The organism is Methanospirillum hungatei JF-1, from assembly GCF_000013445.1.
Lineage (GTDB): Archaea > Halobacteriota > Methanomicrobia > Methanomicrobiales > Methanospirillaceae > Methanospirillum > Methanospirillum hungatei.
In genome coordinates this window covers 3,518,788-3,544,738 of record NC_007796.1, presented here as the reverse complement: position 1 = coordinate 3,544,738, position 25,951 = coordinate 3,518,788, and the positions used below count along the sequence as shown (strand labels likewise).

The 25,951-nt window shown below is 48.4% G+C and carries 23 protein-coding genes; 11 read left to right on the top strand and 12 right to left on the bottom strand.

Features of this window, described 5'->3' with window-relative positions:
• Window positions 1–29 precede the first annotated feature (29 nt).
• Together fdhF and MHUN_RS16930 are read left to right on the top strand one after the other, a co-directional pair.
• A complete protein-coding gene (fdhF, locus tag MHUN_RS16935; RefSeq protein WP_011450165.1) occupies window positions 30–2,093 on the top strand; it encodes a formate dehydrogenase subunit alpha in 2,064 nt (687 codons plus the stop codon).
• The gene (locus MHUN_RS16930; RefSeq protein ID WP_011450164.1) at window positions 2,094–3,272 is read left to right on the top strand and encodes a Coenzyme F420 hydrogenase/dehydrogenase, beta subunit C-terminal domain; all 1,179 of its coding nucleotides are present in this window, start codon (window positions 2,094–2,096) and stop codon (window positions 3,270–3,272) included.
• A 23-nt stretch (window positions 3,273–3,295) separates the two neighbouring features.
• Here MHUN_RS16930 and MHUN_RS16925 read toward each other — a convergent pair whose 3' ends face one another.
• Window positions 3,296–4,534, bottom strand: coding sequence for an RNA-binding domain-containing protein (locus MHUN_RS16925; protein WP_011450163.1), 1,239 nt, complete (start codon window positions 4,532–4,534; stop codon window positions 3,296–3,298).
• 99 nt (window positions 4,535–4,633) lie between these two features.
• Here MHUN_RS16925 and MHUN_RS16920 point away from each other — a divergent pair, with 99 nt between their 5' ends.
• Both MHUN_RS16920 and MHUN_RS17985 read left to right on the top strand, forming a co-directional pair.
• Window positions 4,634–5,941 (top strand): STAS domain-containing protein, encoded by a 1,308-nt coding sequence (locus MHUN_RS16920; protein WP_048067650.1) that lies wholly within the window; start codon window positions 4,634–4,636, stop codon window positions 5,939–5,941.
• 9 nt (window positions 5,942–5,950) lie between these two features.
• Window positions 5,951–7,846, top strand: coding sequence for a SpoIIE family protein phosphatase (locus tag MHUN_RS17985; protein ID WP_011450161.1), 1,896 nt, complete (start codon window positions 5,951–5,953; stop codon window positions 7,844–7,846).
• Window positions 7,847–8,246: 400 nt separating this feature from the next.
• Here MHUN_RS17985 and MHUN_RS16910 read toward each other — a convergent pair whose 3' ends face one another.
• Window positions 8,247–8,636, bottom strand: coding sequence for a hypothetical protein (locus MHUN_RS16910; RefSeq protein ID WP_011450160.1), 390 nt, complete (start codon window positions 8,634–8,636; stop codon window positions 8,247–8,249).
• Window positions 8,637–8,900: 264 nt separating this feature from the next.
• Between MHUN_RS16910 and MHUN_RS16905 the strand changes: the two genes are divergently transcribed.
• Entirely contained in the window at window positions 8,901–9,182 is a 282-nt protein-coding gene (locus MHUN_RS16905) for a chorismate mutase (RefSeq protein ID WP_011450159.1), read from the top strand.
• Window position 9,183: 1 nt separating this feature from the next.
• Here MHUN_RS16905 and MHUN_RS16900 read toward each other — a convergent pair whose 3' ends face one another.
• Genes MHUN_RS16900 through argC form a run of 5 tightly spaced genes read right to left on the bottom strand, consistent with a single transcriptional unit; the run spans window position 9,184 to window position 13,881 of the window.
• Window positions 9,184–10,323, bottom strand: coding sequence for a cytochrome c biogenesis protein CcdA (locus tag MHUN_RS16900; RefSeq protein ID WP_011450158.1), 1,140 nt, complete (start codon window positions 10,321–10,323; stop codon window positions 9,184–9,186).
• Between the two features lie 50 nt (window positions 10,324–10,373).
• A complete protein-coding gene (gene argB / locus MHUN_RS16895) occupies window positions 10,374–11,258 on the bottom strand; it encodes an acetylglutamate kinase (protein WP_011450157.1) in 885 nt (294 codons plus the stop codon).
• Window positions 11,255–12,406 carry a bifunctional glutamate N-acetyltransferase/amino-acid acetyltransferase ArgJ gene (gene argJ, locus MHUN_RS16890; RefSeq protein ID WP_048068156.1) on the bottom strand — a complete coding sequence of 384 codons (1,152 nt, stop codon included), beginning with the start codon at window positions 12,404–12,406 and terminating at the stop codon, window positions 11,255–11,257. The genes argB and argJ overlap by 4 nt, the downstream gene beginning before the upstream one ends.
• Before the next feature lies 1 nt (window position 12,407).
• Window positions 12,408–12,884: a CBS domain-containing protein gene (locus MHUN_RS16885; protein WP_011450155.1), complete on the bottom strand. Its 477-nt coding sequence runs from the start codon at window positions 12,882–12,884 to the stop codon at window positions 12,408–12,410.
• 10 nt (window positions 12,885–12,894) lie between these two features.
• Window positions 12,895–13,881, bottom strand: a complete 987-nt coding sequence (gene argC, locus MHUN_RS16880) for an N-acetyl-gamma-glutamyl-phosphate reductase (RefSeq protein ID WP_048068155.1) — start codon at window positions 13,879–13,881, stop codon at window positions 12,895–12,897.
• A 144-nt stretch (window positions 13,882–14,025) separates the two neighbouring features.
• Between argC and mutS the strand changes: the two genes are divergently transcribed.
• From mutS to MHUN_RS16860, 4 genes are all read left to right on the top strand, one after another.
• Entirely contained in the window at window positions 14,026–16,704 is a 2,679-nt protein-coding gene (mutS, locus tag MHUN_RS16875) for a DNA mismatch repair protein MutS (protein WP_011450153.1), read from the top strand.
• Complete coding sequence (mutL, locus tag MHUN_RS16870) at window positions 16,701–18,500, top strand: DNA mismatch repair endonuclease MutL (protein WP_011450152.1); 1,800 nt, start codon at window positions 16,701–16,703, stop codon at window positions 18,498–18,500. The genes mutS and mutL overlap by 4 nt, the downstream gene beginning before the upstream one ends.
• A 67-nt stretch (window positions 18,501–18,567) precedes the next feature.
• Window positions 18,568–18,810, top strand: a complete 243-nt coding sequence (locus MHUN_RS20135; protein WP_011450151.1) for a DUF4258 domain-containing protein — start codon at window positions 18,568–18,570, stop codon at window positions 18,808–18,810.
• Entirely contained in the window at window positions 18,807–19,007 is a 201-nt protein-coding gene (locus MHUN_RS16860; protein ID WP_011450150.1) for a DUF2283 domain-containing protein, read from the top strand. The genes MHUN_RS20135 and MHUN_RS16860 overlap by 4 nt, the downstream gene beginning before the upstream one ends.
• A 288-nt stretch (window positions 19,008–19,295) precedes the next feature.
• Here MHUN_RS16860 and MHUN_RS16855 read toward each other — a convergent pair whose 3' ends face one another.
• Window positions 19,296–19,589, bottom strand: a complete 294-nt coding sequence (locus MHUN_RS16855; RefSeq protein ID WP_011450149.1) for a type II toxin-antitoxin system HicB family antitoxin — start codon at window positions 19,587–19,589, stop codon at window positions 19,296–19,298.
• A 92-nt stretch (window positions 19,590–19,681) separates the two neighbouring features.
• Here MHUN_RS16855 and MHUN_RS16850 point away from each other — a divergent pair, with 92 nt between their 5' ends.
• The gene (locus MHUN_RS16850; RefSeq protein WP_011450148.1) at window positions 19,682–21,028 is read left to right on the top strand and encodes a deoxyribodipyrimidine photo-lyase; all 1,347 of its coding nucleotides are present in this window, start codon (window positions 19,682–19,684) and stop codon (window positions 21,026–21,028) included.
• Here the strand turns inward: MHUN_RS16850 and MHUN_RS16845 are convergent.
• The 3 genes from MHUN_RS16845 to MHUN_RS16835 form a co-directional block, all read right to left on the bottom strand.
• Window positions 21,023–21,961, bottom strand: a complete 939-nt coding sequence (locus MHUN_RS16845; protein ID WP_011450147.1) for a radical SAM protein — start codon at window positions 21,959–21,961, stop codon at window positions 21,023–21,025. The two genes, MHUN_RS16850 and MHUN_RS16845, sit on opposite strands and share 6 nt — an antisense overlap.
• A gap of 411 nt (window positions 21,962–22,372) precedes the next feature.
• Window positions 22,373–22,615 carry a hypothetical protein gene (locus MHUN_RS16840; RefSeq protein ID WP_143709562.1) on the bottom strand — a complete coding sequence of 81 codons (243 nt, stop codon included), beginning with the start codon at window positions 22,613–22,615 and terminating at the stop codon, window positions 22,373–22,375.
• Window positions 22,616–22,881: 266 nt separating this feature from the next.
• Window positions 22,882–23,091, bottom strand: coding sequence for a hypothetical protein (locus MHUN_RS16835; RefSeq protein ID WP_048067648.1), 210 nt, complete (start codon window positions 23,089–23,091; stop codon window positions 22,882–22,884).
• 335 nt (window positions 23,092–23,426) lie between these two features.
• Here MHUN_RS16835 and MHUN_RS16830 point away from each other — a divergent pair, with 335 nt between their 5' ends.
• Window positions 23,427–24,281 carry an endonuclease III gene (locus MHUN_RS16830; RefSeq protein ID WP_048068154.1) on the top strand — a complete coding sequence of 285 codons (855 nt, stop codon included), beginning with the start codon at window positions 23,427–23,429 and terminating at the stop codon, window positions 24,279–24,281.
• Window positions 24,282–24,374: 93 nt separating this feature from the next.
• Here the strand turns inward: MHUN_RS16830 and MHUN_RS16825 are convergent, their stop codons facing one another.
• Window positions 24,375–25,904 carry a hypothetical protein gene (locus MHUN_RS16825; protein ID WP_011450144.1) on the bottom strand — a complete coding sequence of 510 codons (1,530 nt, stop codon included), beginning with the start codon at window positions 25,902–25,904 and terminating at the stop codon, window positions 24,375–24,377.
• Between the last annotated feature and the right edge of the window lie 47 nt (window positions 25,905–25,951).

Here is a 25,951-nt window from a genome sequence, read left to right as displayed (position 1 = left end):
TAGCCTACAGCATCCATAAGAGGGAATTTATGAAGTATGTTCAGACGACCTGCCCGTACTGCGGAACCGGATGTTCATTTAATCTGGTCGTAGACAAAGGGATTGTGACCGGGGTTGCACCCTATCAGCGTTCTCCGGTGAATGAAGGAAAACTATGCCCGAAAGGGACTTATGCTCACGAGTTTATTAACAACCCGGACCGGTTGAAAAAACCACTCATAAAAAAAGATGGGAAATTCGTGGAAGCTTCCTGGGATGAAGCACTCAAACTTGTTGCTGAAAAGTTCAAGTCTTATAAACCAGATGAGTGTGCCTGTCTTGCCTCAGCCAGAGTCTCAAACGAAGACAACTACGCCATGATGAAGTTTGCCCGGGGGGTGCTCAAGACAAAGCACATTGATCACTGTGCCCGCCTGTGTCATGCTTCCACGGTAGCAGGACTTGCTAATATCTTCGGGTCAGGTGCGATGACAAACTCGATTGGCGACATCGCAGAATCCAAATGTGTGTTCATCATCGGGTCAAACACCTTTGAATGCCACCCGCTTATCGGGCGCCGGGTTATGCAGGCAAAGGCGAAGGGTGCAAAGGTCATCTATGCCGATCCCAGGTACACTCCCACCGGAAAACAGGCTGATCTGTATCTCCAGTTTAGGTCCGGTACCGATGTTGCTCTGCTGAACGGAATGATGCAGGAGATCATACGAAACGGCTGGGAAAACAAGGAGTTTATCCAAAACCGTTGCAATGGATTTGACGAACTCAAGAAAGAGGTCATGAAGGATGACTACAGCCTTGAGAATGTCTCAAAAATTACTGGTGTTCCGGCTGACAAGATAAAAACTGCAGCAGAATGGTTTGCAAAGTCAGGGGCAAGTGCAATTCTGTACTCCATGGGTATCACCCAGCACACCACCGGTGTTGACAATGTCAAGTCCTGTGGCAACCTGCAGATGCTGACCGGAAATCTCGGGCGGCCGGGGACTGGTGTGAATGCCCTTCGTGGACAGAATAATGTGCAGGGTGCCTGTGACATGGGATGTCTTCCGGTGGTTTACACGGCATACCAGAAGGTCATCGATGAGGCAGCCCAGAAGAAGTTTGCAGATGGCTGGAAGTTTCCGGATGGAATAGCAAAGGGTGAGAACGGATACGAAGTCACAACACTTATGAATGTCCTCACTGAAAAACCCGGTGAGATAAAGTGCCTGTATATTATGGGTGAAAATCCGATGATATCAGATCCTGACCTGACCCATGTCGAGCATGCATTAAAAACTCTGGATTTCCTTGTTGTTCAGGATATATTCCTGAACGAGACGGCCGAATTTGCAGATGTAGTTCTTCCGGCTGCCTGTTATGCAGAGAAGGACGGGACACAGACTTCAACCGAACGCAGGGTTCAGATGTGGCGAAAAGCACAGAATCCACCTGGAGAAGCAAAAGGTGACTGGGAGATAATAGCATCCATCGCAGCAAAGATGGGATATGGTGCCCAGTTTCCATGGAAGACTTCAGAAGATGTATTCAATGAAATGGCATCTCTCACCCCGTCATACGCAGGAATGACCTATGAGCGTCTGAACCGGCCTGAAGCACTTCACTGGCCATGTCCAACGACGGATCATCCGGGAACACCGATTCTCCATACTGAGAAGTTTGGCATGCCGGATGGAAAGGGTCTCATGACTGGTATCCCCTTCAAATGGCCCCAGGAAGTTCCGGACAGTGAATACCCGTTTGTGCTGACAACCGGACGTTCCATCTGGCAGTGGCATACCGGTACCATGACCCGGCGGTCTGCAAGCCTTGAGCGTGAAGAACCGACCGGATGGGTTGAGATAAACACAGAGGATGCAAAGAAACTGGGTATCGCAGACAAAGAGAAGGTAAAAGCAAAAACAAGACGGGGAGAGATCACCATCCCTGCACGGGTGACACCGGATATCATGCCTGGTGTCGTCTTCATCCCGTTCCACTATGCTGAATGCGCCGCGAATGTCCTGACCATCAATGCTCTGGACCCGATTGCAAAAATTCCTGAGTCCAAGGCCTGTGCGGTGAAGATAGAGAAGATTGCGGAGGCGAAATAAATGGGACTTTTTGACTCAAAACCTGCCATAAAGGTTGGTGATATGGTTTATGCATGGACACTTGAGGATCAGATCGCACAAAAAGCAGAGTGTGGTGGTGCTGTTACTGGCCTTTTAAAATATGCCCTTACCAACAAGATGGTTGATGCGGTTCTTGCCGTGCAGAAAGGGCAGGATATCTATGATGCAGTCCCAACCGTCGTCACCGATCCAAAGGAGCTGGTCGGTACTGCCGGGTCTTTGCACTGCGGGACACTCCTGATCGCGAAAGTGGTCCAGAAGTTCCAGAAAGGCTCACCTGACAAGAAGCTTGCCGTTACCGTTAAAGGCTGTGACCTTATGGCTCTCCATGAGCTGGCAAAACGCAAAGGAGTCAATCTTTCAAACCTGTTGCTCATCGGGGTGAACTGTGGTGGGACGGTCTCACCGGTCAAGGCCAGGTCTATGATACGGGATGTATACCAGGTTGATCCAAATACAGTTCACAAGGAGGAGATTGACAAGGGCCAGTTTATCATCGAGTATGAAGGTGGGCATAAAGGAATCTCCATTGATGAACTGGAAGAGAGCGGGTATGGACGCCGGTCCAACTGCCGTCGGTGTCTCTATAAAGTACCCCGTGAGGCAGATCTTGCCTGTGGTAACTGGGGTGTCATCGGTGATAAGGCCGGGAAAGCCACCTTTGTTGAGGTCTGCAGTGATAAAGGTGCAGATCTTTTGCAAAAAGCCGTAAAATCCGGTGTAATAGCAACAACTCCTGCTGATCCTAAAGGAATTGAGATCAGAAAGAAGGTTGAGGGTGCCATGATAAAGCTAGGTCAGAAATGGCGGAAAAAGGACTTTACTGCACTCAGGTCTGATCTCTGGAATACAATTGCTGATGAGACCTCCCGGTGTATCAAATGCTACTCCTGTATAGAGAACTGTCCGGTCTGTATGCCAGTCGCAGGGAATGGTACGGAGACGAAATCACTCATGGTCGAGCAGGGTGCATTGCCCCCGTCACCCATGTTCCATATGAGACGGTTTGCCCATATTTCAGACTCATGTGTCAACTGTGGTCAGTGTGAGGAACTCTGTGCCATGGATATCCCACTGGCCTTATTCTCTCATGCCATCAGGAGTGAGGCCGATCTCGCATTTGAGCCAAAACTTGGAAGACCAGATTATTCCAATTAACTTTTTTTCGTGTGTGATGAGGATTATTCTGATTTCCGGTATAAGACTGTACACAGATAATCCTCAGTTGCCTTAAAGACCGGCTCTCTGTTATTATTCATCTTCATCAGCGGAATCACCTTGGTTCTGACACCCATCCCCCTACTCTCAACATACCCATAGTCACGTAATATTTCCACTATCAATGGATTTCGTGGAGACCGCTGCCCTGCAATCATCTTCTCTACGGTCATGGAATTTGGAAGAGCACCAGGGCTGATGATCTCAATCCTGTCACTATATCTGCTTACTTCGACATCAACTGCCCGTGTCCAGTCCCGGTGGCAGAGGGCGTTGATGACCACTTCACGAATTGCTTCAAAGGGGTATTGCCAGTCTTTTGTCAGTCTGAACTCATCATTGACTGTGCTCGCACCGGTTGAGATAAATGGCATAATCATCTCGCTGAACCGTTCAATGAGACCTGGGTCCTGGAGTGTTCTGACTCCGTGTTCATTTGTGATATATCGTCCGGTACATGGCCCGTCAAGTACGGTATCAACGAATGTCTGGTAGGTCTTCTCTTCTGATTCGTATATGATAAGGCGGATTCCTGCCTGCCTCATATATTTCCGTGGGTGTATCCCGAAGAGAACAATGCCGGCAATGGTGCAGACAACTCTGTCTCCAGAGACGGTCGTGAGCATCCCAAGTCCGGTGAGCCTTCGTATCCAGTCTTCATCTTTGTCAGGAATCTCCGGATCATGGATAATATGAGTGAGATATTCCCGGATTCGGGTAAGGTCAAGGGACTGGAATGAGGTTCCCGGAACCGGGAGGAGTTCAGTGTGTAAAATCCCCCCGGCAGCAAACAGTCGTGCCTGCTGTTCACGGGTCGCAAGTCTTGAGGTTGAACCAGCCCTGATATAGATCTCTTCCCGGTCATTATTTCGGAGAACATACGGTTTTGACGTGCCTTCAGGAAACGATATAACTGCAACCTGCTTCCCCGGTTCAATCCGGACCGTTTCATAAAAGGGAAGAATCATAGGGTGGACGTACCGTCCAAAAACGGTGTCAAATATCCAGGTCTCCAGATTATCACGCTGAACTCCACTGATGGTTCCGTCATCCTCTACACCAAGGAGGATCATACCGCCGCGATGATTTGCAAGAGCCACAATCTCTTTCGCAAGTTGCTCAGGTCTCACATCATCTCGCTTGAACTCGACCCCTGAGTTCTCACCATGAGAGATTATCTCCAGCAGATCTTTTGTGAGCATGTGACTTCATTTTACTTTGTTTTTCTTCTTCAAAATATCCCCGTCTAAAAAAACGTACTCTTTTATAGAAGGCATGTTAAAATCCCACTCAGAATGAGTATGGATATTTCAATACAGAGATCAGAAGGTCCGCTCACGCTTATTTTATCCGGAAGAATGGATGGATTTGGTGCCCAGCAGGTAGCGGAGGCGATCCGAAATGATCTCCGCGAGAGTGATCGGGAGATAATTTTTGACCTTGGCGGGGTCGATTATATCAGTTCAGCAGGTCTCCGGGTGTTTCAGGAAGTTTACCGGAAGATCCATGAACGCAAAGGAACGGTTTCTCTCTGTCAGGTTGGTGAATTTACCCAGAAAGTTCTGAAGATGGGTGGTTTTCTTCAGGCATTTCAGATCTACCCCACACTGCATGAAGCACTGACCCATAGTAGTACCAGACCGGCAGGTAATGCAGAGACAAATGGCATTTTTACTGCAACACACCTGACCACAGGTCCGGTTCATCTCAAGGTCAGGGGGAATATTTCACGGGTTGCTGCCGGAGAGGTAATGGTGCAGGATTTCATGAAAATTCCCTATGAAAAGGGTCGGTATAGTGTAGGTATTGGTGCAATAGGTACTGATGGATCGACCATCTCTGACCTTGCCGGTGAGATGATGGAGTTATCCGGTTCTGTCATCTGGGTGCCGGCGGACGGGAACAAGACTCCTGATTTCATTACCAGCGATATCATAGAGGCCGGTGATCTCGTCCAGTCAGGGCTTTTTCAGGTATCCTATGACGGTTCGATGCATGCTGTTCTGACGATTGAAAACCTCATAAAACCGGTCAGCCTGCAGACCCTGTATGAAGAAATATTCCGGTTTGCAGAGAAAACCTGGCCCTCATGGGGGGGTATCTGCTTCGTCACCTTCCAGGCAGGTATTGAAGGAGTGTGCAGCTCTGACATTACTTCCTCACTCGTCAGGGCAGCAGAAAAGAAGCAGTCAGAAGGGACCCGCCCTGAAGAGCACAAGTCACTCTATTATATTCCAAGGAAGGATAATCTCCTGGATACTGTCTCCGTCGATGTGCTTGATCCACAGTACCGTGGCGAAACCCTTCTTGGATGCGGATACATCGTGGATATTCCAAAAGCCAGGGAAAAGTTTCCTGAAGATCTTCTGAAAAGAATTACCCTTCTTCCAACCCCGTCTCATCCCTCACAGCTCTACGCACACCTCTGTGGAGCCGTGATGCATGATATCCCGTGGAATCCTGAATCTGATATGGAGGCCCGGATAACCGATGGACTATTGAAAGGCTCCCTTTTGGCGATGCACCGGCTTTTAGGCGTCACCATGATCAGAAGTGCGACCATTGCGATTGCACCGGTAACTGATATCATCCCGGTTCAGGGTTCCTGAGTCGTTTTTATGATTGTATCCATCCGGCAATACCTCATTTTTTACATCATTCTCATTATTGCCCTCGTTCTTGCCGGAGTATTACCGATCAGTTATATCAGGGCAACTGAGGATGTCATCAGGGAACATGCCATAATAGAGGCATATACTGAGCATACGTTGATCGAATCGGTTCAGCTGGTAAATAAGGGACTGGATCTGATTGACAGTTCTTTAAATCCGGTTATGGAAGAGATGCTCTCTACCTATCTTGAAGAGTATACGAGAAGCGGTCAGGATCCTGGGGCGATGGATCTTTTCTCGCTGAAAGAACGGTTCAGTCAGCAGACAAATGCAACGGTTGATCTCTATGTGTTTAATGAGGACGGGATCATTTTGTATACGACAGAGCCTGCAGTAAAGGGGGTAGACTTCAAAAATTACCCTGAATTTTATAGTGCACTCAAACAGCACATGAAAGGCAGCACCCCGGCCATGGATCGGGTGGTCAGATCTGTTCAGAATCAGAGTGATCTCAAGGTCCTTGGAGATCTCAGGAAGTTTGCATACATCCCGACTCCTGATCACCGGTATGTTCTTGAGATTGGTCTTTTATCTGATGCTTTTGCAGATATCAGGTCTGAATTCTCGTACCAGTATATGGTCGGACGGATATGGGATGAAAACCCGGATATTGATGTTCTTGAGATCTATGATATCTGGGGAAACCGGGTCGCGGTCTGGAGTTCAGATCAGAATATCTCTGAAGAGGTAATCCCCCTCCCCTCCGATGATATCACACAAGCTCTCAGGTCACGATCAGGTACATCATTTGGCTCCCCGGTACAGGGGGATCGCACCACCATTTTATTCATCGATCTGAAAAACCCACAGGCACTGTCTGATGATAGTATCGTCGCGGTGATCAGGTACGGAGACCGGCTGAAAGAACAGCTTGAGATGCTGCTGTTTCAGTATATCCTGTTTGGAATTGTAGGGATCGGTTCAGGTATAATTCTGGCACTTTTGGTATCTAAGCGTATTTCAGCTCCGATTCGGGAGATTGTTACCGACGTGCACCAGATAGCAGACGGGGACCTGGATCATACAATCAGAAGCATGCACACCCTTGAATTTACCGAACTTGAGACCAGCATGAACCTGATGATCCAAAAGATCAAGGAGTACAGTGAGGAGATTGAACGAAAACGTTCAGAGATGCTTGTTGCATCGAAGATCCAGCAATCGATCATCCCTGCATCATTTCCGGTTCCGGAAGGCTTTGATATTGCTGCGATAACCATTCCGGCTCTTGAAGTCGGTGGGGATTTTTATGATATCTTTTCAAGGCATGATACCTCAGTCACCCTTGTGCTTGCTGATGTTGCAGGAAAAGGGGTGCCCGCTGCTCTCTTCATGGCACTCTCCCGGACCATCATCAGGATACTCACCCGCTGGCCCGGCTCCCCGGCAGGTATAATCCGGTCATCAAACTCCATCTTTATCGAGGACTCCGGTTCAGTGAGTTTTGTAACCCTGTTTTTCGGAGTCCTTGATGCTCAATCATGTATACTCCGGTATGTCAATGCAGGACATAACCCTCCTGTCCTGTACAGGGCTGAGAGGAACCTTTCAACTCTGGAACCAACCGGTCCGGTGATCGGTCTTTTGGACGATCCTGATTATTCTGAGGGTTCAGTCACACTCTCACCCGGTGATGTGCTTGTCATCTATTCAGACGGGGTGACTGAAGCGATGGATCCTGATGGGAAGTTATTCACTGAAGAACGGCTGTACGAAGTGATACAGCAGCACCATCTCTCTTCTGCAGAAGGACTGATGCAGGCAATCGTTCTGGCGGTTCGGACATTTGCTGGTACAGCACCCCAGTCTGATGATCTAACGCTCATTGTTGTGAAGAGATGATGGATGACAGGGTGGGAAAATACACGGGACTCCCGTTTCCCGTTTAAGGTGCTTAAATAGGCTCTTTTTTTGAAAGGCACGTTTAACGCACTTAAAATAATCTTCACATAGTGGCTCGCTATTGCCCGATCTCTCTCTGGGCCGAACATTGGTGCCCCCTATTTTTGCATGCGAATAGCGGCCTGCTATATGTCTGTGATTTAGGTCCTTTTTGTAAAATAAAGAATTATTTGAAGGCTTTGTGTCCCCCTGCACTATCCTTTATAAAAATGGGGTGTTCCGGGCTTTATTCAGGGGTATTTTGGATATGATATACCCTTGGACAGAACTGCAGGGATTCGGGTGGCGTGATCCTGATCCACATACCCTCATTTAGCTATTTTCTGATTTAGGGTCTTATTTAGGTCTTATTGGTTGCATTCTCTGCGATATATCCGGCCATAACGCTCATGATAAAGATCATGAGATACCGAAGCCCGATCTCCCTGACATAGGTGGGGATGTCCATGCCGTTTAAAGAGAGGAGGATGCCAAGATCAAGAATCCAGTTGATGATAAGCCATATTGCCCCAATGATTACGCCGGTTCTGACATACTGGTCTGATAACTCAGAAAAGAGCCTGATTAGAAGCATCGCACCAATGGCCCCTCCGGTGACGATCATGATCGTCTTGAAAAAATGCACATCAATCAGGAGTGTTCCATCAGGTGAATAGAAGGGAATTGCGATGATAAAGGGGACCAGCCAGACAAGAATGCCATACAGGATTGTTTTCACTGTGAAATTCATCTTCACACATGTTTAGTCTGATCCAATAAAGGATGAGAGTCTCCGGAGGGGAAGACTTTACAAAAAATCTTATTCTATCTCTCATGGCAGCCATCTGGTTCTCCTATTATAGTATAATGCGAATCTTTCTAAAATAATTTAGAAAAATTCGCTTAAACTATGAAGTGCATTTTGAGTGCACGCCTTGGAATAATCTTCTTTATTTTGATTATTCCAAGACGTTCAGCAACGCACTATAGGTATCAAAACATATGATGTACAGACATGTCACTAGATACACTCCGTTTATCTATCGAAGAAAAAGATCGTGCAATTATCACCCTGATAGCAGAACGAATGAGTATTGTAGAGGAGATTGCCAGGGAAAAAGAAAGACAGGGTCTCCCGGTCCGGATCCCTGATCAGGCCAATGCAGTCCTTGACCGGGCAACAATCGAATCCACCAATCTTGGTCTTGACCCGGCACCCATCCGGGATATATTTCAGATACTGGTGAGGATGAGCGAGGAGTTTCAGGAGCAATGGCGAAAGAAAAAGGAGGAATAATTTAGAATAACTCCATCAGGATGATGGCTGCAAAGAAGAACATGATACATCCGATGATTATCCGGATAACTCTCCTCTGCTCTAACCTGAACTCATTCACCCGCTCCGGAGGCAGGCCCCAGGCAACCAGGGCAATGATGATGAGAAGCGGAAGGATGAATGCAAAGTTGTAGATAAGCAGGTATCCAAGGCCTCCACTCACATCAGTCCGGAGAGATATCATAGACAGAATGGCAAGGTATATCCCTCCGGTGCAGGGAAGTTCAAACATCCCGACCAGAATTCCAAGGACAAATGCTGACGGGACGGTTGACTTTTCAATATACCGGCTTATAACTCCTTTTCTTCCCTCAGGAATTGCAAGTGATGGACCCTTCCCCGGATAAAAGGCATCCTTTATCATCAAAATCCCTGCAATGATGGCAATCATCGCTGCCACGAAGGAAAATCCTTTGACCATCCCGGTTGTTTGAATTGCCGTGAAAATCCCTACTCCGGAGAGGAAGTAGAAGAAGAAGACCGCCGCTGAGTAGACAATTCCTGCCAGGATCATCTTTTGTCTGCTGCCAAGACTCATCAGGTAAATCAGGAGGATGACAAGGACTGCAAAGGCACAGGGATTGATCCCGTCGAGAAGTCCGGCTCCGACAATCAGGGGGATGCTGATACCCGTTCCGTCTGATTTTGATTGTGACGACAGAGTTAATTGCGGGAGTGAGGGGAGAGAAAATCCTTTCGTATTCAGTTCTGCATATCCCTTCACCAGCGGTTCAAAATTTTCCTCGATGGCATAAGTTCCTTCAAGCACGGCATTTCCCATGAAGATGACCGGGACCGCTGCATACTGCCGGTTATACTGTGCTTTATAATTCTCAAACAGTTCCCTGTTTTCGGTACTATTAAACAGGTCATGGTATGCAATTACGATCCCAGGGTTTTCAGACCGGTATTTCTCAAGAAACGCCAGGGCACTGTGGCATGCACCACAATGGGTATTGTAGAAAAACTGGATGGAGAGGTTTTCTGCGGTGGTATTTCCATCCTGCAGAATGGTGAGATAGGCTGTATCCTCGCTTATCTCTGTCCCGTTCCTGAGATATACCGAGCCACAGACCGGGCCGGTCAGAGATCCCAGTAGCATCAGGATCAGAATGCAGGCACGAAAATACGTCTGATGTGTCGTCGTAGCCTTCACACCTCGTCAATTCGGTCGGTGATCATGGTTCCGACCCCTTCAGCGGTGAAGAGTTCCATGATCAGATTGTGAGCCAGGTTACCATTGATGATATGGGCATAGGGAACACCACCATGGAGGGCACGAAGAACCGCAAGCACTTTAGGGATCATTCCTTCGGACACGACGCCAGATGCGATCAGTTCCTCTGCATCCTGCGGTGTCATCCGCCGGTAGACCTCGGTCCGTTCACGGTTCATGATACCGTCCACATCTGTCATGCTGATAAGTTTGTGTGCACCAAGAGCGATGGCAAGCTCTCCGGCTGCGGTATCTGCATTGATGTTCAGATCATTGCCATTCCGGTCGATGGCAAGGGGTGAGATGACCGGGATGAACTGGTTGTCAAGGAGCGTGTGAAGGAGAGCCGGCCGAATCTCTTCTATCTCTCCAACATGTCCAAGGTCAACCTCCTCCTCCCGGTTTTCAACCCTGACCTTTTGCCGGTCCATCTTTCTCGCGATAATAAGGTTGGCGTCATTCCCGGAGATCCCAACCGCCCTTCCCCCGGCACGGGAGACAAGGGAGACGATCTTTGAATTTATCTTGCCGACAAGGACCATCTGGGCAACTTCAAGGGTGTCATCATCGGTGATCCGAAGGCCAGATACAAATCGTGGCTGTTTCCCCATGGCCTTCATCTTCTCGGTGATCTCAGGACCTCCGCCGTGAACGATTACGCATTTAATCCCTACCAGCTGGAGGAGGACAACATCACGGATGACGGTGTCCATAATGCAGGTATCAACCATGGCATGCCCGCCCAGCTTGATGACCATGCTTCTTCCATGGAACTTCTGGATGTAGGGCAGTGCCTCCATCAGGACGTCTTCACGCTTCATGTGGTGTACTTCCCGTTAATCTCAACATATTTTTCAGTCAGGTCGCAACCCCAGGCGGTTGCATGCTCGTTCCCGAGAGCAAGATCCAGTTCAATCCTGACCTCACTCCCGGAGAGGGCTGCTTTCGCCTGGGAGAGATCGGCCGATATGGTCCCCCGGTCACATACCTGCGCCCGGATCTTCCGGTTTGATATCCAGCATGAGACGATCTCGGGATCTATCTCTGCACCAGAACGCCCGGCTGCGGCAACGATACGCCCCCAGTTTGGATCCTCCCCGTATACCGCCGTCTTGACCAGGGGAGATCCGACAATGGTCCGTGCGATGAGATCTGCATCATCCTCTGTTTGGGCATTCCTGACAACCACCTCGATCATCTTGGTCGCTCCCTCTCCGTCTTTTGCGATATGCTTCCCAAGGATGGTGCAGCACTCCTCCAGCGCTTTGGCAAACTCACCCTTTGAGACCTTTCCTGCTGCTCCGGTAGCGGTACAGAATACCACATCATTGGTGCTGGTATCACCGTCGACGACGACCCGGTTAAAACTCCGTCTGACCGCAGATTTCAGGGCGTCCTGCAGATCCTGCTGGTTGATCTCTGCATCGGTGTATACATATCCGAGCATGGTCCCCATATTGGGGGCGATCATACCCGATCCTTTACATATACCTCCGATGACAAATCCGTCGCGTTCCACAAGGGCGTGTTTTTCAATAAGGTCAGTGGTCATGATGGCCCGTGCAGCCGCTATCTCCGCATCAGGCCCGTGAGACATCATCGGAGCAATACGGGAACACTGGTCCCGGATTAGGGGAAGGTTCAGGTACCGGCTGATAACCCCGGTACTCGCAACACCGACGGTCTCTGGTTCAACACCCAGATACTCACCGGCGATTGCTGCCATCTCCATGGCATCTGATATTCCCTGCTTTCCGGTCAGGGCGTTCGCACATCCGCTATTTGTTATGGTGGCGGTCAGGTATCCCTTCTTCATCCGCTCACGCATGAGGATGATGGGGGCTGCGCACGCCTTATTCATGGTAAATGCAGCTGCGGCGGTTCCTTCTGCCTCAATAAGTGCAAGGCCGAACTTGCCTTCCTTGATTCCCGCTGCTTTTACCCCTTCTATTGCACAAATCGACTGCATCTTATGCATCCTTCTCACCAGCCAGGGACCAGACAATATCCTCACGGGTGATTATTCCGATCAGTTTGTTTTGTTCGGTAACACAAAGCCGATCGATCTTCTTCTCAAGCATCCGCTGTGCTGCGGTCTCGATGTCATCATCAGGGGAGATGGTGATCACCGGTTTACTCATGATATCTGTTATCTTCTTCTGCCTGATATCGGTCAGAGCCTTTTTCGTATGTTCCCAGTTGATAAATTCCCTGACCGGCAGTTCGATGATCTCAAGAGGTGACGGGAGCCAGAGATCATCAGAGGGCCCTTTTGTCATGAGGAGTTGTATGATATCTGTCTCGGTGACGATACCGACAAGTACATCTCCCTCCAGGATAGGGATTCCACCAATCTTTCTGCTGCGCATTACTCCGGCAACATCGGCGATTGAGTCGCCTGCGTTACAGGTCACCGGATTTTTGGTCATTGCATCGCGAACAAGCATATTTTCTCCATCAGGGAAGCATTCCCGGGTTCATAAGCCCGAGTGTCTCGTCCCATCCGCACATCAGGTTCATATTCTGTATTGCCTGGCCACTCGCTCCTTTCACCAGGTTATCAATCACCGAAACCGCGACAACCCGGTTCTCTGATGCTTCGACCATCAGATCGCAGAAGTTGGATCCCCGGACAGCATTGAGTGAAGGCCGCTGGTACCTGACAAATGGTTCATTCCGGTAAAAGTCCTGGTATATCTTCTCCACTTCTTTCTGTTCGATCGGTTCATCAAGCAGGATATGGGCGGTGGTCAGGATGCCCCGGTTCACCGGAAGGAGATGAGGGGTGAAGTAGCACCGGGCCGGTGATCCGAGGTATGCCAGCTCCTGTCTCATCTCAGCAAGGTGACGGTGGCTGGTCCATTTATATGCCGTCAGGTTATCCCCGACATTGGGGAAGTGGGTTGTTGCTGACGGACTGTCACCGGCACCGGAAACCCCTGTTTTTGAGTCATAGATGATGGTATGTGCCTTCTTTGCCAGGGGAGCTGATGCCAGGGTTGCCCCGGTCGGGAAGCATCCGGGGTTTGAGACAAAGGGTGCATTTCTGCAGGCATCCCGGTGTAATTCACATAGCCCGTACGGTACTTCCTTCCATGCGGTATGGGGTGTCCCGTACACCTCCTCAAAGACTGCTTGTGGGAGCCGGTAATCTGCAGAGAGGTCAATTATTTTTATTCCCCGCTCCATCAGATCCGGAACATATGCCATGGCAGCGGTATGGGGGACTGCCAGGAATGCGATATCCGTATCAAGGGATGAAATCTCCGGATTTTCAAAGGTAAGGTTACAAAATCCCTTAAGATGGGGATGCTGGCTTGTCACCGGTTTTCCTGCCAGCTGCCGGGATGTTGCGACATCAATGGTCACATGAGGGTGTGATTGCATCAGTCGGATCAGTTCGCCACCGGTGTATCCGGAAGCGCCGATGATTGCAGCTTTCATAGAAGAGTTTCTCATTTTTTAAGGTTTAATACTATCATTATTCCTGCAGAAACGCGTTTGATTCTTAAATCATCCTGAAACGGGCATAGATTCTGATGTGATGAGGTTACCATTTTGGCCTTTCTTTCCTAATGTGTACCAGTCATGAGTGATCCGGCAGCCCCGAAAGAAACCGGGCAAAAGGGAATTGCAGAAAAACCGGGGAAAATAACGCCGGCGATGCAACAATTTTACGATGCGAAACAGCAGTACCCGGACTGTGTCATCTTCTTTCGAATGGGTGATTTTTACGAGACATTCTGTGAGGACGCCCAGATTTGTGCCAGAGAACTTGATATCACCCTGACCTCACGGGGCAGGATGCCGGACGGTCAGGACATTCCGCTTGCAGGAGTACCGTACCATGCAGTGGATACCTACCTGTCCCGCATGATCAGTAAGGGATATAAAGTCGCTATCTGTGAACAGGTCGAGGATCCGAAAAAGGCAAAAGGGATAGTCAAAAGGGCAGTCGTCAGAGTTGTCACACCGGGGACCGTCATCGATGCCGCTCTTCTCTCAACCGAACAGGCACGATACCTGATGGCGGTGTATCCTGATCAGAAAAAGAAGCGGGTCGGTCTCTCTTTTATTGATATCTCAACCGGAGATTTTCAGTTTACCGAGATCCCCTCACAGGATATGCAGGATGGTATCCGTTCTGAAGCAGCACGGTATCATCCGTCGGAATGCATCATCCCTGCAGGGGCCGGTGAGGATCTGGTCAGATTCTTACAGAGTATCGTCCCGCTTGTATCATCCCAGGATTCCTCTTTGTTCGCGAAGGCATCTGCAGAGGAGGTTCTCTGCCGGCAGTTCACCATTTCAAATCCTGAGGATCTGCCCTGTGCCGGTTATGTGGCAGGAACCATCGCGGCAGGAGCTGCCCTGGCCTATGCCCAGAAGACCCAGTTTGATTCATTATCCCATATCAGGTCGGTCCACCGGTCGGATATCGGATCACATCTGGTCCTTGATGCCGTCACCTTACGAAATCTGGAGGTGCTGCAGAATATCCGGGACCGGACCGAAGAAGGAACCCTTGTTGCAACCATCGATCTGACCCTGACCCCGATGGGCCGCCGTCTCCTCCGCAAAAGGATTGCTGCACCCCTCCTGGATCCGAACGTAATAAACCGCCGGCTTGATGCGGTATCATACTTCATTGATCGGTCAGCTGTCAGACATGATGTCCGGACCCGCATCCACCGGTTCCCGGATCTTGAGCGGATTGCCGGGAGGATCAGTTATGGGAATGCAAGCCCCCGGGATCTGGTAACCCTTGCTGCAGCGAATGATGCGGTGAAGCGTCTCAAAACCCTCTTCTCTACAGAGGATGGTATTCCTGACGAACTATCCGGTGCAATCGCCGGTATCAGGGACATCACCCCTCTGGCCGATCTTATCACAAGAGCAATTGTCCAGGATCCACCAGCCCTTATCAGGAAAGGGGGGGTGATACAGGACGGGTATCATGAGGAACTTGATCACCTCCGGACTATCTCACGAAACGGGAAACAATGGATCGCAGACCTTGAGCAGCAGGAGAAGGAACGAACCGGGATAAAATCCCTGAAAATAAAATATAACGCAGTATTCGGGTACTACATCGAGATAACCAAGGCAAATCTTGCCAGTGTTCCGGATGATTATGAACGCCGCCAGACAACTGCAAACGGGGAGCGGTATACCGTCCCGGCACTTCGCGAGATGGAGTCCCAGATAGCAACGGCTGACGAGCGGCTGCAGAGTCTTGAAGAGGAGATTTTCAGGGATATCATCGAAAAGGCAAGTCAGGAGGTACCTGCTCTTCAGGAGATAGCCCAGGCGATCGGGAAGATTGACCTCTATGCAGGACTTGCCGAAGTAGCACTCAAAAACCAGTATGTCAGGCCCGAACTTGTCGATGAACCAACCCTTCTGATCCGTGAATGCCGTCATCCGGTGGTGGAGAGCAGTATTGGCGGGGGTTTTGTTCCGAACGATGCTGAGCTCTCGGCAGGATCGGACCAGATCCTGATCATCACCGGGGCCAATATGGCCGGAAAGTCAACCTATATGCGGAGCGTGGCCCTGATCATCATTCTTGCCCAGATGGGAAGTTTTGTCCCGGCTACGTATGCCAGGATCGGGGTCGTTGATCGGATATTTACCAGGGTCGGGGCATTTGATGATCTTGCCTCCGGACAGAGTACCTTTATGGTTGAGATGATGGAGCTTGCAACCATTCTCAACCATGCTACAGAGAAAAGCCTTGTCATATTGGATGAGATCGGCAGAGGGACCAGCACGCTTGACGGGTACTGTATCGCAAAAGCTGTCCTTGAGCACCTTCATGGAAAGAGGTCCAAGGGGCCGCGATGTCTTTTTGCGACCCATTTCCATGAGATAGTCGGGATAGAAGCCGACCTTAAACGGGTCCGTAACTGTCATTTCGCGGTAAAGGAGACGGACAAGGACGTCATATTCCTCCGGAAACTGGTGCCCGGCGCAACCGACCGGAGTTATGGTATTCATGTGGCCCAGCTTGCCGGTGTTCCGGCTTCGGTGGTGAGCAGGTCTGAAGAGCTGATGAAACGGATTATGAGCGGGGAGGATCCGATGGGCGGTGGTGTCAAGCGGTACACCCAGATGATTCTTCTTGATGCCGGGACAGAGCCGGTCAGGGAGGCCGGGCCGGATCCTCTGCGGGAAGAACTCCGCTCACTTCAGGTCAATGAGATTACACCAATACAGGCACTTAGTATCCTTGCCGATCTGCAGGAGAAGGCACGACATCCATGACCAACCTTGCCCCGGTCATCCAGGTCCTTGATGAATCAACCGTCCATCTGATCGCTGCCGGAGAAGTGGTGGATCGTCCGGTTTCCATCGTCAAAGAGCTGGTCGAGAATGCAATCGATGCAGCTTCATCCAGAATTACGGTGGAACTCTCTACAGCTCATGGCGTGATATCCCGCATCCGGATCACCGATGACGGGGTCGGAATCCCTTCTGATCAGGTCAGGATTGCCTTTCTTGCCCATGCCACGAGCAAGATCAGGACCGGTGAGGATCTGCTTTCCTGCCGGACGCTTGGGTTTCGGGGTGAGGCACTTGCAAGCATAGCGGCAGTCTCCTATGTGACGATGATAACAAAGCCGAAAGAGTCTGATACAGCAATCCTGTTTCGGATCACGGGGGGAGAGGTCGTCGAATGCACCGAGACAGGGGCACCGAACGGGACCTCGATAACCGTTGAAGAGGTGTTTTTCAATACACCGGCCAGGCGCAAGTTCCTGAAAAGCCTGCAGACAGAGGTTGCACACATCACATCCCTTCTTGAGTCATTTGCATGTCTGTATCCGGGTATCACCTTCCGGTACCTCGTAAACGGGATTGAAAAATTCTCAACTCATGGGGGGTCTGACCTTTCTGATATCTTCCGGGCACTCTATCCGTCTGATGCAGGGATGATGATCCCAATCCGCGGTAGGGATGGCAATACTCTCGTGACCGGTCTTATCTCCCTACCGAAACTGGTAAAGCAGAACAGACAACGGTTACTTATTGCCGTGAACGGTCGTCTTGTTCAGTCTCCTGCGATGGTCTCTGCGGTAAAACGGGCGTATGGATCCCTGATACCCGGCAATGTATGGCCGGTTGCGGTCCTGATGCTTGAAATCCCTCCGGCAGAAGTGGATGCAAATATCCATCCGACCAAGCGTGAGGTCAGATTTTCTGCAGAACGAACAATCCTTGATCTGCTTGTCCGGACTGTCAGACTGGCTCTTGATGATGCAAATCTGCTTGATCTCCCTGCCGCAGCGGATGAAGATGCACAGATCTCTCTCAGTGATATTCCTTCTCCGGCACCAGCTCCAATCCGGTATGGAGCTGTCGCAGCGGCTCCGGTTTCGAGGCAGGTGTGTGAAGCAACTCTTTCCGGGTACCGGACCACGTCACGTCAGCTTTTGCAGACACGGTTACAGGAGAGTGCCGATGATGCTACGGTCAGGGATGAACGGTTCCCCGAGCTCTTCTGGATTGGGCAGGTCGGCGGGACATATATTGTTGCAAGCGATAAGACTGGGGCATTATTTCTCATCGATCAGCATGCAGCCCATGAACGGGTCAGATATGATCAGTTAAAGCAGCAGGAGTCTTTGCACCTGAAAACCCAGGAACTGATTGCCCCGGTAGTGCTCACCCTCAGCCCCTCCGAAGCCGGGCTTATCCCGTCTGTTCTTCCGGTTCTCACCGATGAAGGGTTTATTATAGAGCCCTTTGGTCAGGATACCTGGTGTGTACGGGGTGTCCCGGTGGTCCTCGGAAGATATGAAGATCCAGAAACGGTCAGGGAGATAATCGGAACGATCCTCTCAGAAGACGAGGGGCCGGTTCGGTTAAAAGAACAGGTTCTCCGGCTGGTTGCATGCAGAAGTGCGGTCAAAGCAGGAGCGGTGCTCACCCCTGAACAGGGGATGGATATAATAAATCAACTGTCACAGACTGCCGATCCCTGGACCTGTCCACATGGCCGGCCGACGATAATTTCGTTCTCGTGTCAGGAATTAGGAAAAATGTTTAAAAGGATATAGTTCGCAGAATTATTCATGAAATGCAATCTCAATAAATGATAGATAGCAAATATTGATGCAATAATTTATGTCAAATTATTGTTTTTCTCTGCATGCTTTGTCTATGGCGCAAGAACGTGATATTTCTCATGAGTGGATTCGAAAAACAATTGAAAATCCTGATTATACTGAATTGAGAGAAGATGGGACGATGCATTATATTTCCGCAATACCAGAGAGGAAGGGGAAGTTTTTACGGGTAATTATCAACCCATCTGTTCAACCGCAGAGAATTATCACAGTGTTCTTTGATCGGAGGGTACAAAAATGAAAATTACAATAGATTCTGCAAATGAGGCCCTTTATCTGAGATTTCATGAATCAGCGATTATGGATTCTGAAGAGATTCAACCAGGAGTAATCCTCGATTATGATGAAGATAACAGAATTGTTGGTATTGAGCTTCTGAATATGAGTCAGCAAATAATAAGCAATATTATGAAAAATTTCTCAATAGAGACAAAGTGATGTCGCATAACAATAAGCGTTGTGGGAAAATATTATTGCAATATTTTTATTTTTCCCTATTATTCAAATAGATTTTCAATATCATCATCGGTGAATCCCAGTTGCCGGAGAACAATGAGCATATAATGGGAAGATAACTCATCTTTTGCCATAACCACCGGTGCATGATATGTTATCCCCCCGGATATTCTCTCAAATTATTGTGTGAATCGTTCCACGCTGACGAATTAACCGTGCATGCCCTTAGCCAGGAGGGCCACAAATTTCCTGCTTGGCACCGGGGGTATTTTATGCGGCACAGGGACCGGAGATTGTTATTTTTTTAGAAAACAGATGATCATTTGAGGTAGAGGATCCATCGTCTCCAATAAGAAATTCTCTGAGCAGGTCCAACGAGACTGGCTTAATCTCATCTTCGATTCCTTCTTCTTTAACAAAAGAAAGGTACTCCTGGCATGCTTCCTGAAGCATCCTGGTTGCCTCCTCAATATTATCTCCCTGACTTGCAACATTGAGTTCAAGACAAAGACCAATATAAAAATCTCCCGATTTTTTTATAATTCCCGTGTATGCACAAGTCATAAGTCCTCATCTCATGATGAACTTACATATTTGTGATTACTAAGAGCATGTAATATTTCCGGATAAAAAAACTGTGGCCTTCGGTGTTACTTATGATCCAGCCTGAACGCATTACTTCATTCAATAATCAGGAACCGAAGGGTTCGTACATCCTCTACTGGATGCAATCCGCAGTCAGGACCAGGTATAACCATGCCCTTGAATATGCGATCGAAAGATCGAACGAACTGAAAAAACCTCTCATCGTCGTCTTCTGTCTTGACCACTCCTATCCTGAGGCAACACCAGTTCATTACCGGTTTTTATGGGAGGGTCTTCAGGATGTGAATCGTTCTCTTACCGAGCGGGGAATCGGATTTCAAATCCTCTCCGGGAGTCCGGTTGATATCATTCCCCGGATTGCAGACGATGCATGCATGATGGTGACCGATCAGGGCTGGACCCGTCTTCAGCGGGAGTGGAGGCAAAAAGTCATTGATACCGCTCCCTGTAAGGTAGTAATTGTCGAGACCAACCTGATTGTACCGGTTCATGTTGCTTCACCAAAGGAAGAATGGTCGGCAGGAACATTCAGACCAAAGATTACCCGGCAACTTCCTGCCTTTCTGCACCCCCTCATCTGTCGGCATGTGCAGGGAGAATCGACGGACTGTGAACCATTCACAGGGCTCCCAGTCGGAGCAGAGCAGCAGTTTACAGGGAAACCTCTCCCAGAGGATACTTCTACTCAGTTCCTTCCCGGAGGAGAGAATGCTGCAGACCATTATCTCTCTGCATTTCTCTCCGAGACCATCGACCGGTACGAGGCCACTCATAATGATCCGACAGCCCATGCAACATCATATTTGAGCGCATACTTGCATTTCGGTCATATATCGCCGCTTGATATCGCCCTCCGGGTGATGGAACATCCCGGACCGGGAACAAATGCGTTTCTGGAACAACTCATCGTTCGTCGGGAGTTATCACACAATTTTGTCTGGTATAACCCCTTATATGACCACTATGAAGGCCTCCCGGAGTGGACAAGGAAGTCGCTTGAGAAGCATCGAATTGATACACGGGAATATTCATACACGCCGGCAGATTTTGAAGAGTGCAGGACTCACGATAGAGCATGGAATGCAATGCAACTCTCGATGATTCGAACCGGGTACCTGCATGGATACCTGCGGATGTACTGGGGAAAGAAGATCCTTGAATGGACTGAAACACCTGAAGATGCATATGCTATTGCGCTTTATCTCAATAACCGGTATGAACTGGACGGGCGTGACCCGAACGGATACTGCGGGGTTGCCTGGTGTTTTGGCAAACATGACCGACCATGGAAGGAGCGGCCGGTATTTGGAACCATCCGGTATATGAATGAGGCCGGACTCCGGCGGAAGTTCAGGCTGGATGGATGGGTAGATAGGACGCTCGATCTGTACTCATGATCCTGGTGTATAATTCTCTTCCTCAAGGCCCCTGGTAAGGCCACACTCTTGTGCAATCCTGATTGCCCTGGCCACTTCTTCGTCTGATACCCGACGGAGAAGATCAGAATACTCGTTTGAACAGAATCTCCTGATATCTCCTGCCGGCCTGTACTGGTCCATGATATTAAGCCATGTATTCGGGGAGATCTGTTCGGCAATGAACCGGATAATTCTCTCTGATTCTTCACCGCGTCCGGGGAGGAGAAGGTGACGGATAAGAAGCCCGTGTGTTGCAATTCCGTTCTCAAGGGTAAGGTCACCGACCTGACGATGCATCTCACACAGGGCTGCCTTACAAATCTGTGGGTAATCAGGTGTATGTGCCAGTATTCTTCCCGTCTTTACGTCGGCAAATTTGAAATCCGGCATATAGATATCGATGATTCCTTCCAGAAGCCTGAGTGTGTCAATGTCTTCATATCCGCCCGTGTTGTAGACAAGTGGGATCTGAAGCCCGGCATCCATTGCGATCAGAAGTGCTTCAAGGATAGCCGGGAGCTGGTGAGTCGGGGTGACCAGGTTGATATTATGACATCCTAGTGCCTGAAGATGGAGATAGATGTATGCAAGATCCTGCTTTGTGAGTTCTCTCCCCATCCGCTCATGGCTGATCTCATAGTTCTGGCAGAACCTGCATCCCATGGTGCATCCGGTAAAAAAGATGGTCCCTGATCCACAGGTTCCTGATATTGGCTGTTCTTCGCCGAAATGCGGACCGAATGAGGCAACATGGGGATGGATACCGGTCCTGCAAAATCCAAGTTCTCCTGTTTTGCGTTTGGCTCTGCAATGGCGGGGACAAAGGACACATGGTGAAGAACGTTCCTGAATAGCACGTATCCGGGAAATGAGAAGGTCACGGGAGATGGTGAGGTACCCTGGGCTGGTCATCTGTCAGGGGAATAGTCATCTCCAGAGAAGAAAATAATTGATGTCAGATCCCTGCAGGGGCTTAAGATTTGAAGATAATTTATAAATCTTCTATTTTTACCCTAAACACTGAACGAATGAGATTGTGATTATTTATTCTCTTACCGTGTATAATAATTGTGAATTCTTACCGAATCGTCATCAGGAAACCCGCAGAAGATAGATTAAAGGGTTATGATAAAGAAATTCAAACCGATTCGTCCAGAAGATTAGGAAACTATCAAATTATCCTGATATCCACGGAAAACCATTGAGAGGTTCACTCCACGGATTATGGGAGGTCTATTTTGAACGAAAATTTCGGATTCTCTATACCATTGACATTGAAAAGGGTGAGGTAATTATTGAAGCTATCAAACACAAAGATGAGTTTTAAATTCCCAATTCTCTGGCCAGTTCCTCAAAATCCTTCATTGGGGCATTCTTTCTCTTCCCCTCTCCAAGCTGAGTCATTAAGTCGGGGTCCGAAAGAACCTCTATTGTGCGCTGCATGGATTCATACTCATCAGTAGAAATGGTAATCCATTCTGACTTGTGAGGTACATGCACTGCCTGATCGCTCATCCTTGATAGAAGTAGTATTTTGTAAGCAATAAATACTGATGTAGTTCTCACCGATTTCAGCAATTTTTCTATACATTATAATTTCTTCTTTCATGCAACAAATAAGAGATCTCTTCAAAACAAAGATTGTTTAGAGAGTTTCAGAATCTCATCACTAAAAATATCTCAAGCAACATGATTCATTGAAGCGATATGAAAAAAAGAATCAGGTGAAGGCAATCCCCTCCCTGGATAAAAAAAAACTCTGGAGGATCAGAACCAGGTGAGCAGATCGTGCCTTATACTCAGTAATTTCACTGGATACTGGTCAATAGTATCTATATCTTATCTTTTCCGGCAATATAGTTCAGCGGCTTTAGTCTCTTGCCCCTGACAACATCAAAACCCTGAGTTCTTTTCAGACGCTTCACTTCATCCTGCAGTTCTTCGATAATACCGAGTAAACGGTTTACCAAGGTAGGGTCAGAATTCGAACTGATAATATCAGGGGTGATTTCTTTTAGATATTCAGAAATTTCAGATTTCATAAAGAGACTGTTGCATAACTTCAAACAGTTAGTACAATGAGGAAAAAACCAGATTTTTTTTCGACGATTTAAGTTCCAATCGAATGGAAATTGTCCTCTTGCGGAAATGACATTTTGGTTATGCAACAGCCTCTAAAATTATTCGAATATACAAATGGTTTCTGTGAATAAGTAGATTCGTATACCGTGAGATCCAGACTGATTTCCGTATATAATCCATCGTCCTTGCACTTTTATTGTCTGATTGTTCTATGGGTGAGGAGATATAAGTGAATGCTACATCATGAAGACGGGGAGAATATAACCAATATTTGGGATTCTGGTTGACTGATTTTATGGACGAATTTTTTGACTCTGCTGATCCTGCATCAATAGACCGGTTCAATGCAATGCTTTCAGAGTTTTATGTGAAGAACCGGCGCCCCATGCCCTGGAGGGATGAGATCACACCGTACCGGGTCGTTGTATCCGAGATCATGCTGCAGCAGACCCAGGTCCCCCGCGTCCTGAAAAAGTTTGATGAGTTTATCAGGATATTCCCTGATTTTGCGGCTCTTGCACAGGCATCACTTGAGGATGTCCTACGGGCATGGCAGGGTCTTGGTTATAATCGGCGGGCAAAATACCTTCTTCAGATTGCGCAGGTGATAATAAACCGGTGGGACGGAATTGTCCCTGAAGATCCTGCCGTATTACAGACTCTCCCTGGCATAGGCGCAGCAACAGCAGGATCAATCGTTGTGTTCATTTATGACCGCCCGGTAGTATTCATTGAAACAAATGTACGCCGGGTATTTATTCACCATTTTTTTCAGGACCGGGTGGGGGTATCTGATATGGAGATATATCCGGTGCTTACCTGGACCCTTGACCACAATCATCCCCGGGAATGGTATTACAGCATCATGGACTATGGGACATTTCTTGCGGGAGCTATAGAAAATCCGAACCGTCGGAGCAGGCATTATGCGGTGCAATCAAAGTTCTCCGGGAGTGATCGGGAGATCAGGGGCAGGATCCTGAAAGTATTGTTGGCTGAGGGCCCTGTATTGGGTGACCTCATCTCTCAGAAGATTCAGAGTGAGGAGGAGCGGACAACTAGGATCCTCGGGCAGATGGTAGATGAAGGCCTTTTGATGAGGGATGGAGTTCTGATCCGCTTTCCTGACAATGAAAGCCGGACTCCATAATTCGTTTATGCACCTGGAGGGGTGGCCTGCCTAAAAGTTCAATTTGGAATGCACCTGAGAAAAATATTGCCTATTTAGGATGTGACTGTCAGATTATATCTCTGTGTTCCACTTTAATGTATCAAGAATCTCTTTTTGCCGTGAATTTAGCCCTGTTACTAAAACCCGGTCATTACCAAGGCCTATCAGGCGTATCTTCATGAGTTCAAGATAAATTTTTTCAGCAGTGTAAATTGCGAGAAGTCCTGACTTTGCATATTGTTCAAGCACCCACCGGTTCACCACATGAGCCAGGAATGCGACGAGGAATGCACCGCTTCTCATCGTGTCACTATCAACTGAGAGGGGGAAGACCTGGAAATTTCTGATATAAGTTGAAAGGAACCTCTCTGCTTCGGCACGCTCTTCCAGCCACTCAAGGCAGGTGTCCCACTGGTATTCTGGATCTCCGGTAATAATCACAGAAATTCCGCAGTTTTTTAAATATTTTCCCAGAGCCTTTCTCTTGACATCCACCAGAATCCGGTTATTCTGGACACGCCACTGGAGGAAGGGTTCATACATACCGGCAACATCAGCAACTGCCTCGGCGGGATTGACCCATTTGTAAATCGGTTTATCATTCAGATTTTCAAGAATGAGTTCAATATCTTCCCCGAAGCGTTCCCGTATCTCTTCTTCTTTTCGTGGACTGTAGATGATGTACCCCTTTATCTGAACTGTTTCGAGGGAGATATTAAATGGGATAACAAACAGGGTTTCACCCCGGAAGATCTTGAGATTTTTTGGATGCATCAGGTCAGTCCGGTATTTTTTAATCTCTTCTTTAATGAGATCATGGTCAGGATCAAGGGGGAAGATGACCGGGATTTCACTGTATAGTGCTCCATACAGGTTCATTGATGATGCAAAACTCTTTCCTGATATGATGACCCCCTTTTTCCCAGAGAATAGGTGCATTCCTGCATTGATCGCTTTTACCAGGTCTGATGTGATAAGATATTGGGCTGAAGAAAGATATCCTACCGGGATATTGGCGATATTATCATAAAACAGAGCAATCGGTTCCATTCCGTGGTGGGAGATTCCTGTATGCCATGAGGTCTGCTGGACCATGGGGATGTCTATTGTGCTGATTCGCATATTCCCGCTTTCAGGAATCTGAGATAATGAGCGGCAGATACTAAGATGAATGGAGCCTTCACCCAGTTTTTTAAGCAGCCGGGAGATACTCTGAGTGGTAATTTTAAGGCCTGAAAAGATTCGGGGGAGGACCGTCCCGTCATACCATGAGGCGGGTGAGTGGAGGGCATCAGGGTGATGAATGCCGGCATAAAGAAGGGTGAGAAAGAGCCTCACTTCATGGTCAGTCAGATGTGCTCCTAGAATCTCCTGGATATGAAGGCTTTTTACCGCCTGAAGGTAGGGGATAAACTCTCCATATGAGTACACACGTTCAGGATTTTTTGCTTTTTCCCTGACCCTGACAGGTTCCCCATCGACATTTTTTCCCAGGTATCTGCTTTTCTGCCTGGTTCTCCGGGTCTCCTTGTCGTAGTAATAGGTTATTTCATACAGGTATTCATGCCCGTTGATCTTTTTGACACGGGTAGTAGTTTTCACATATGCTTATAGGCATGTGATATATTTTAAAATTTGTTTTTTTATGT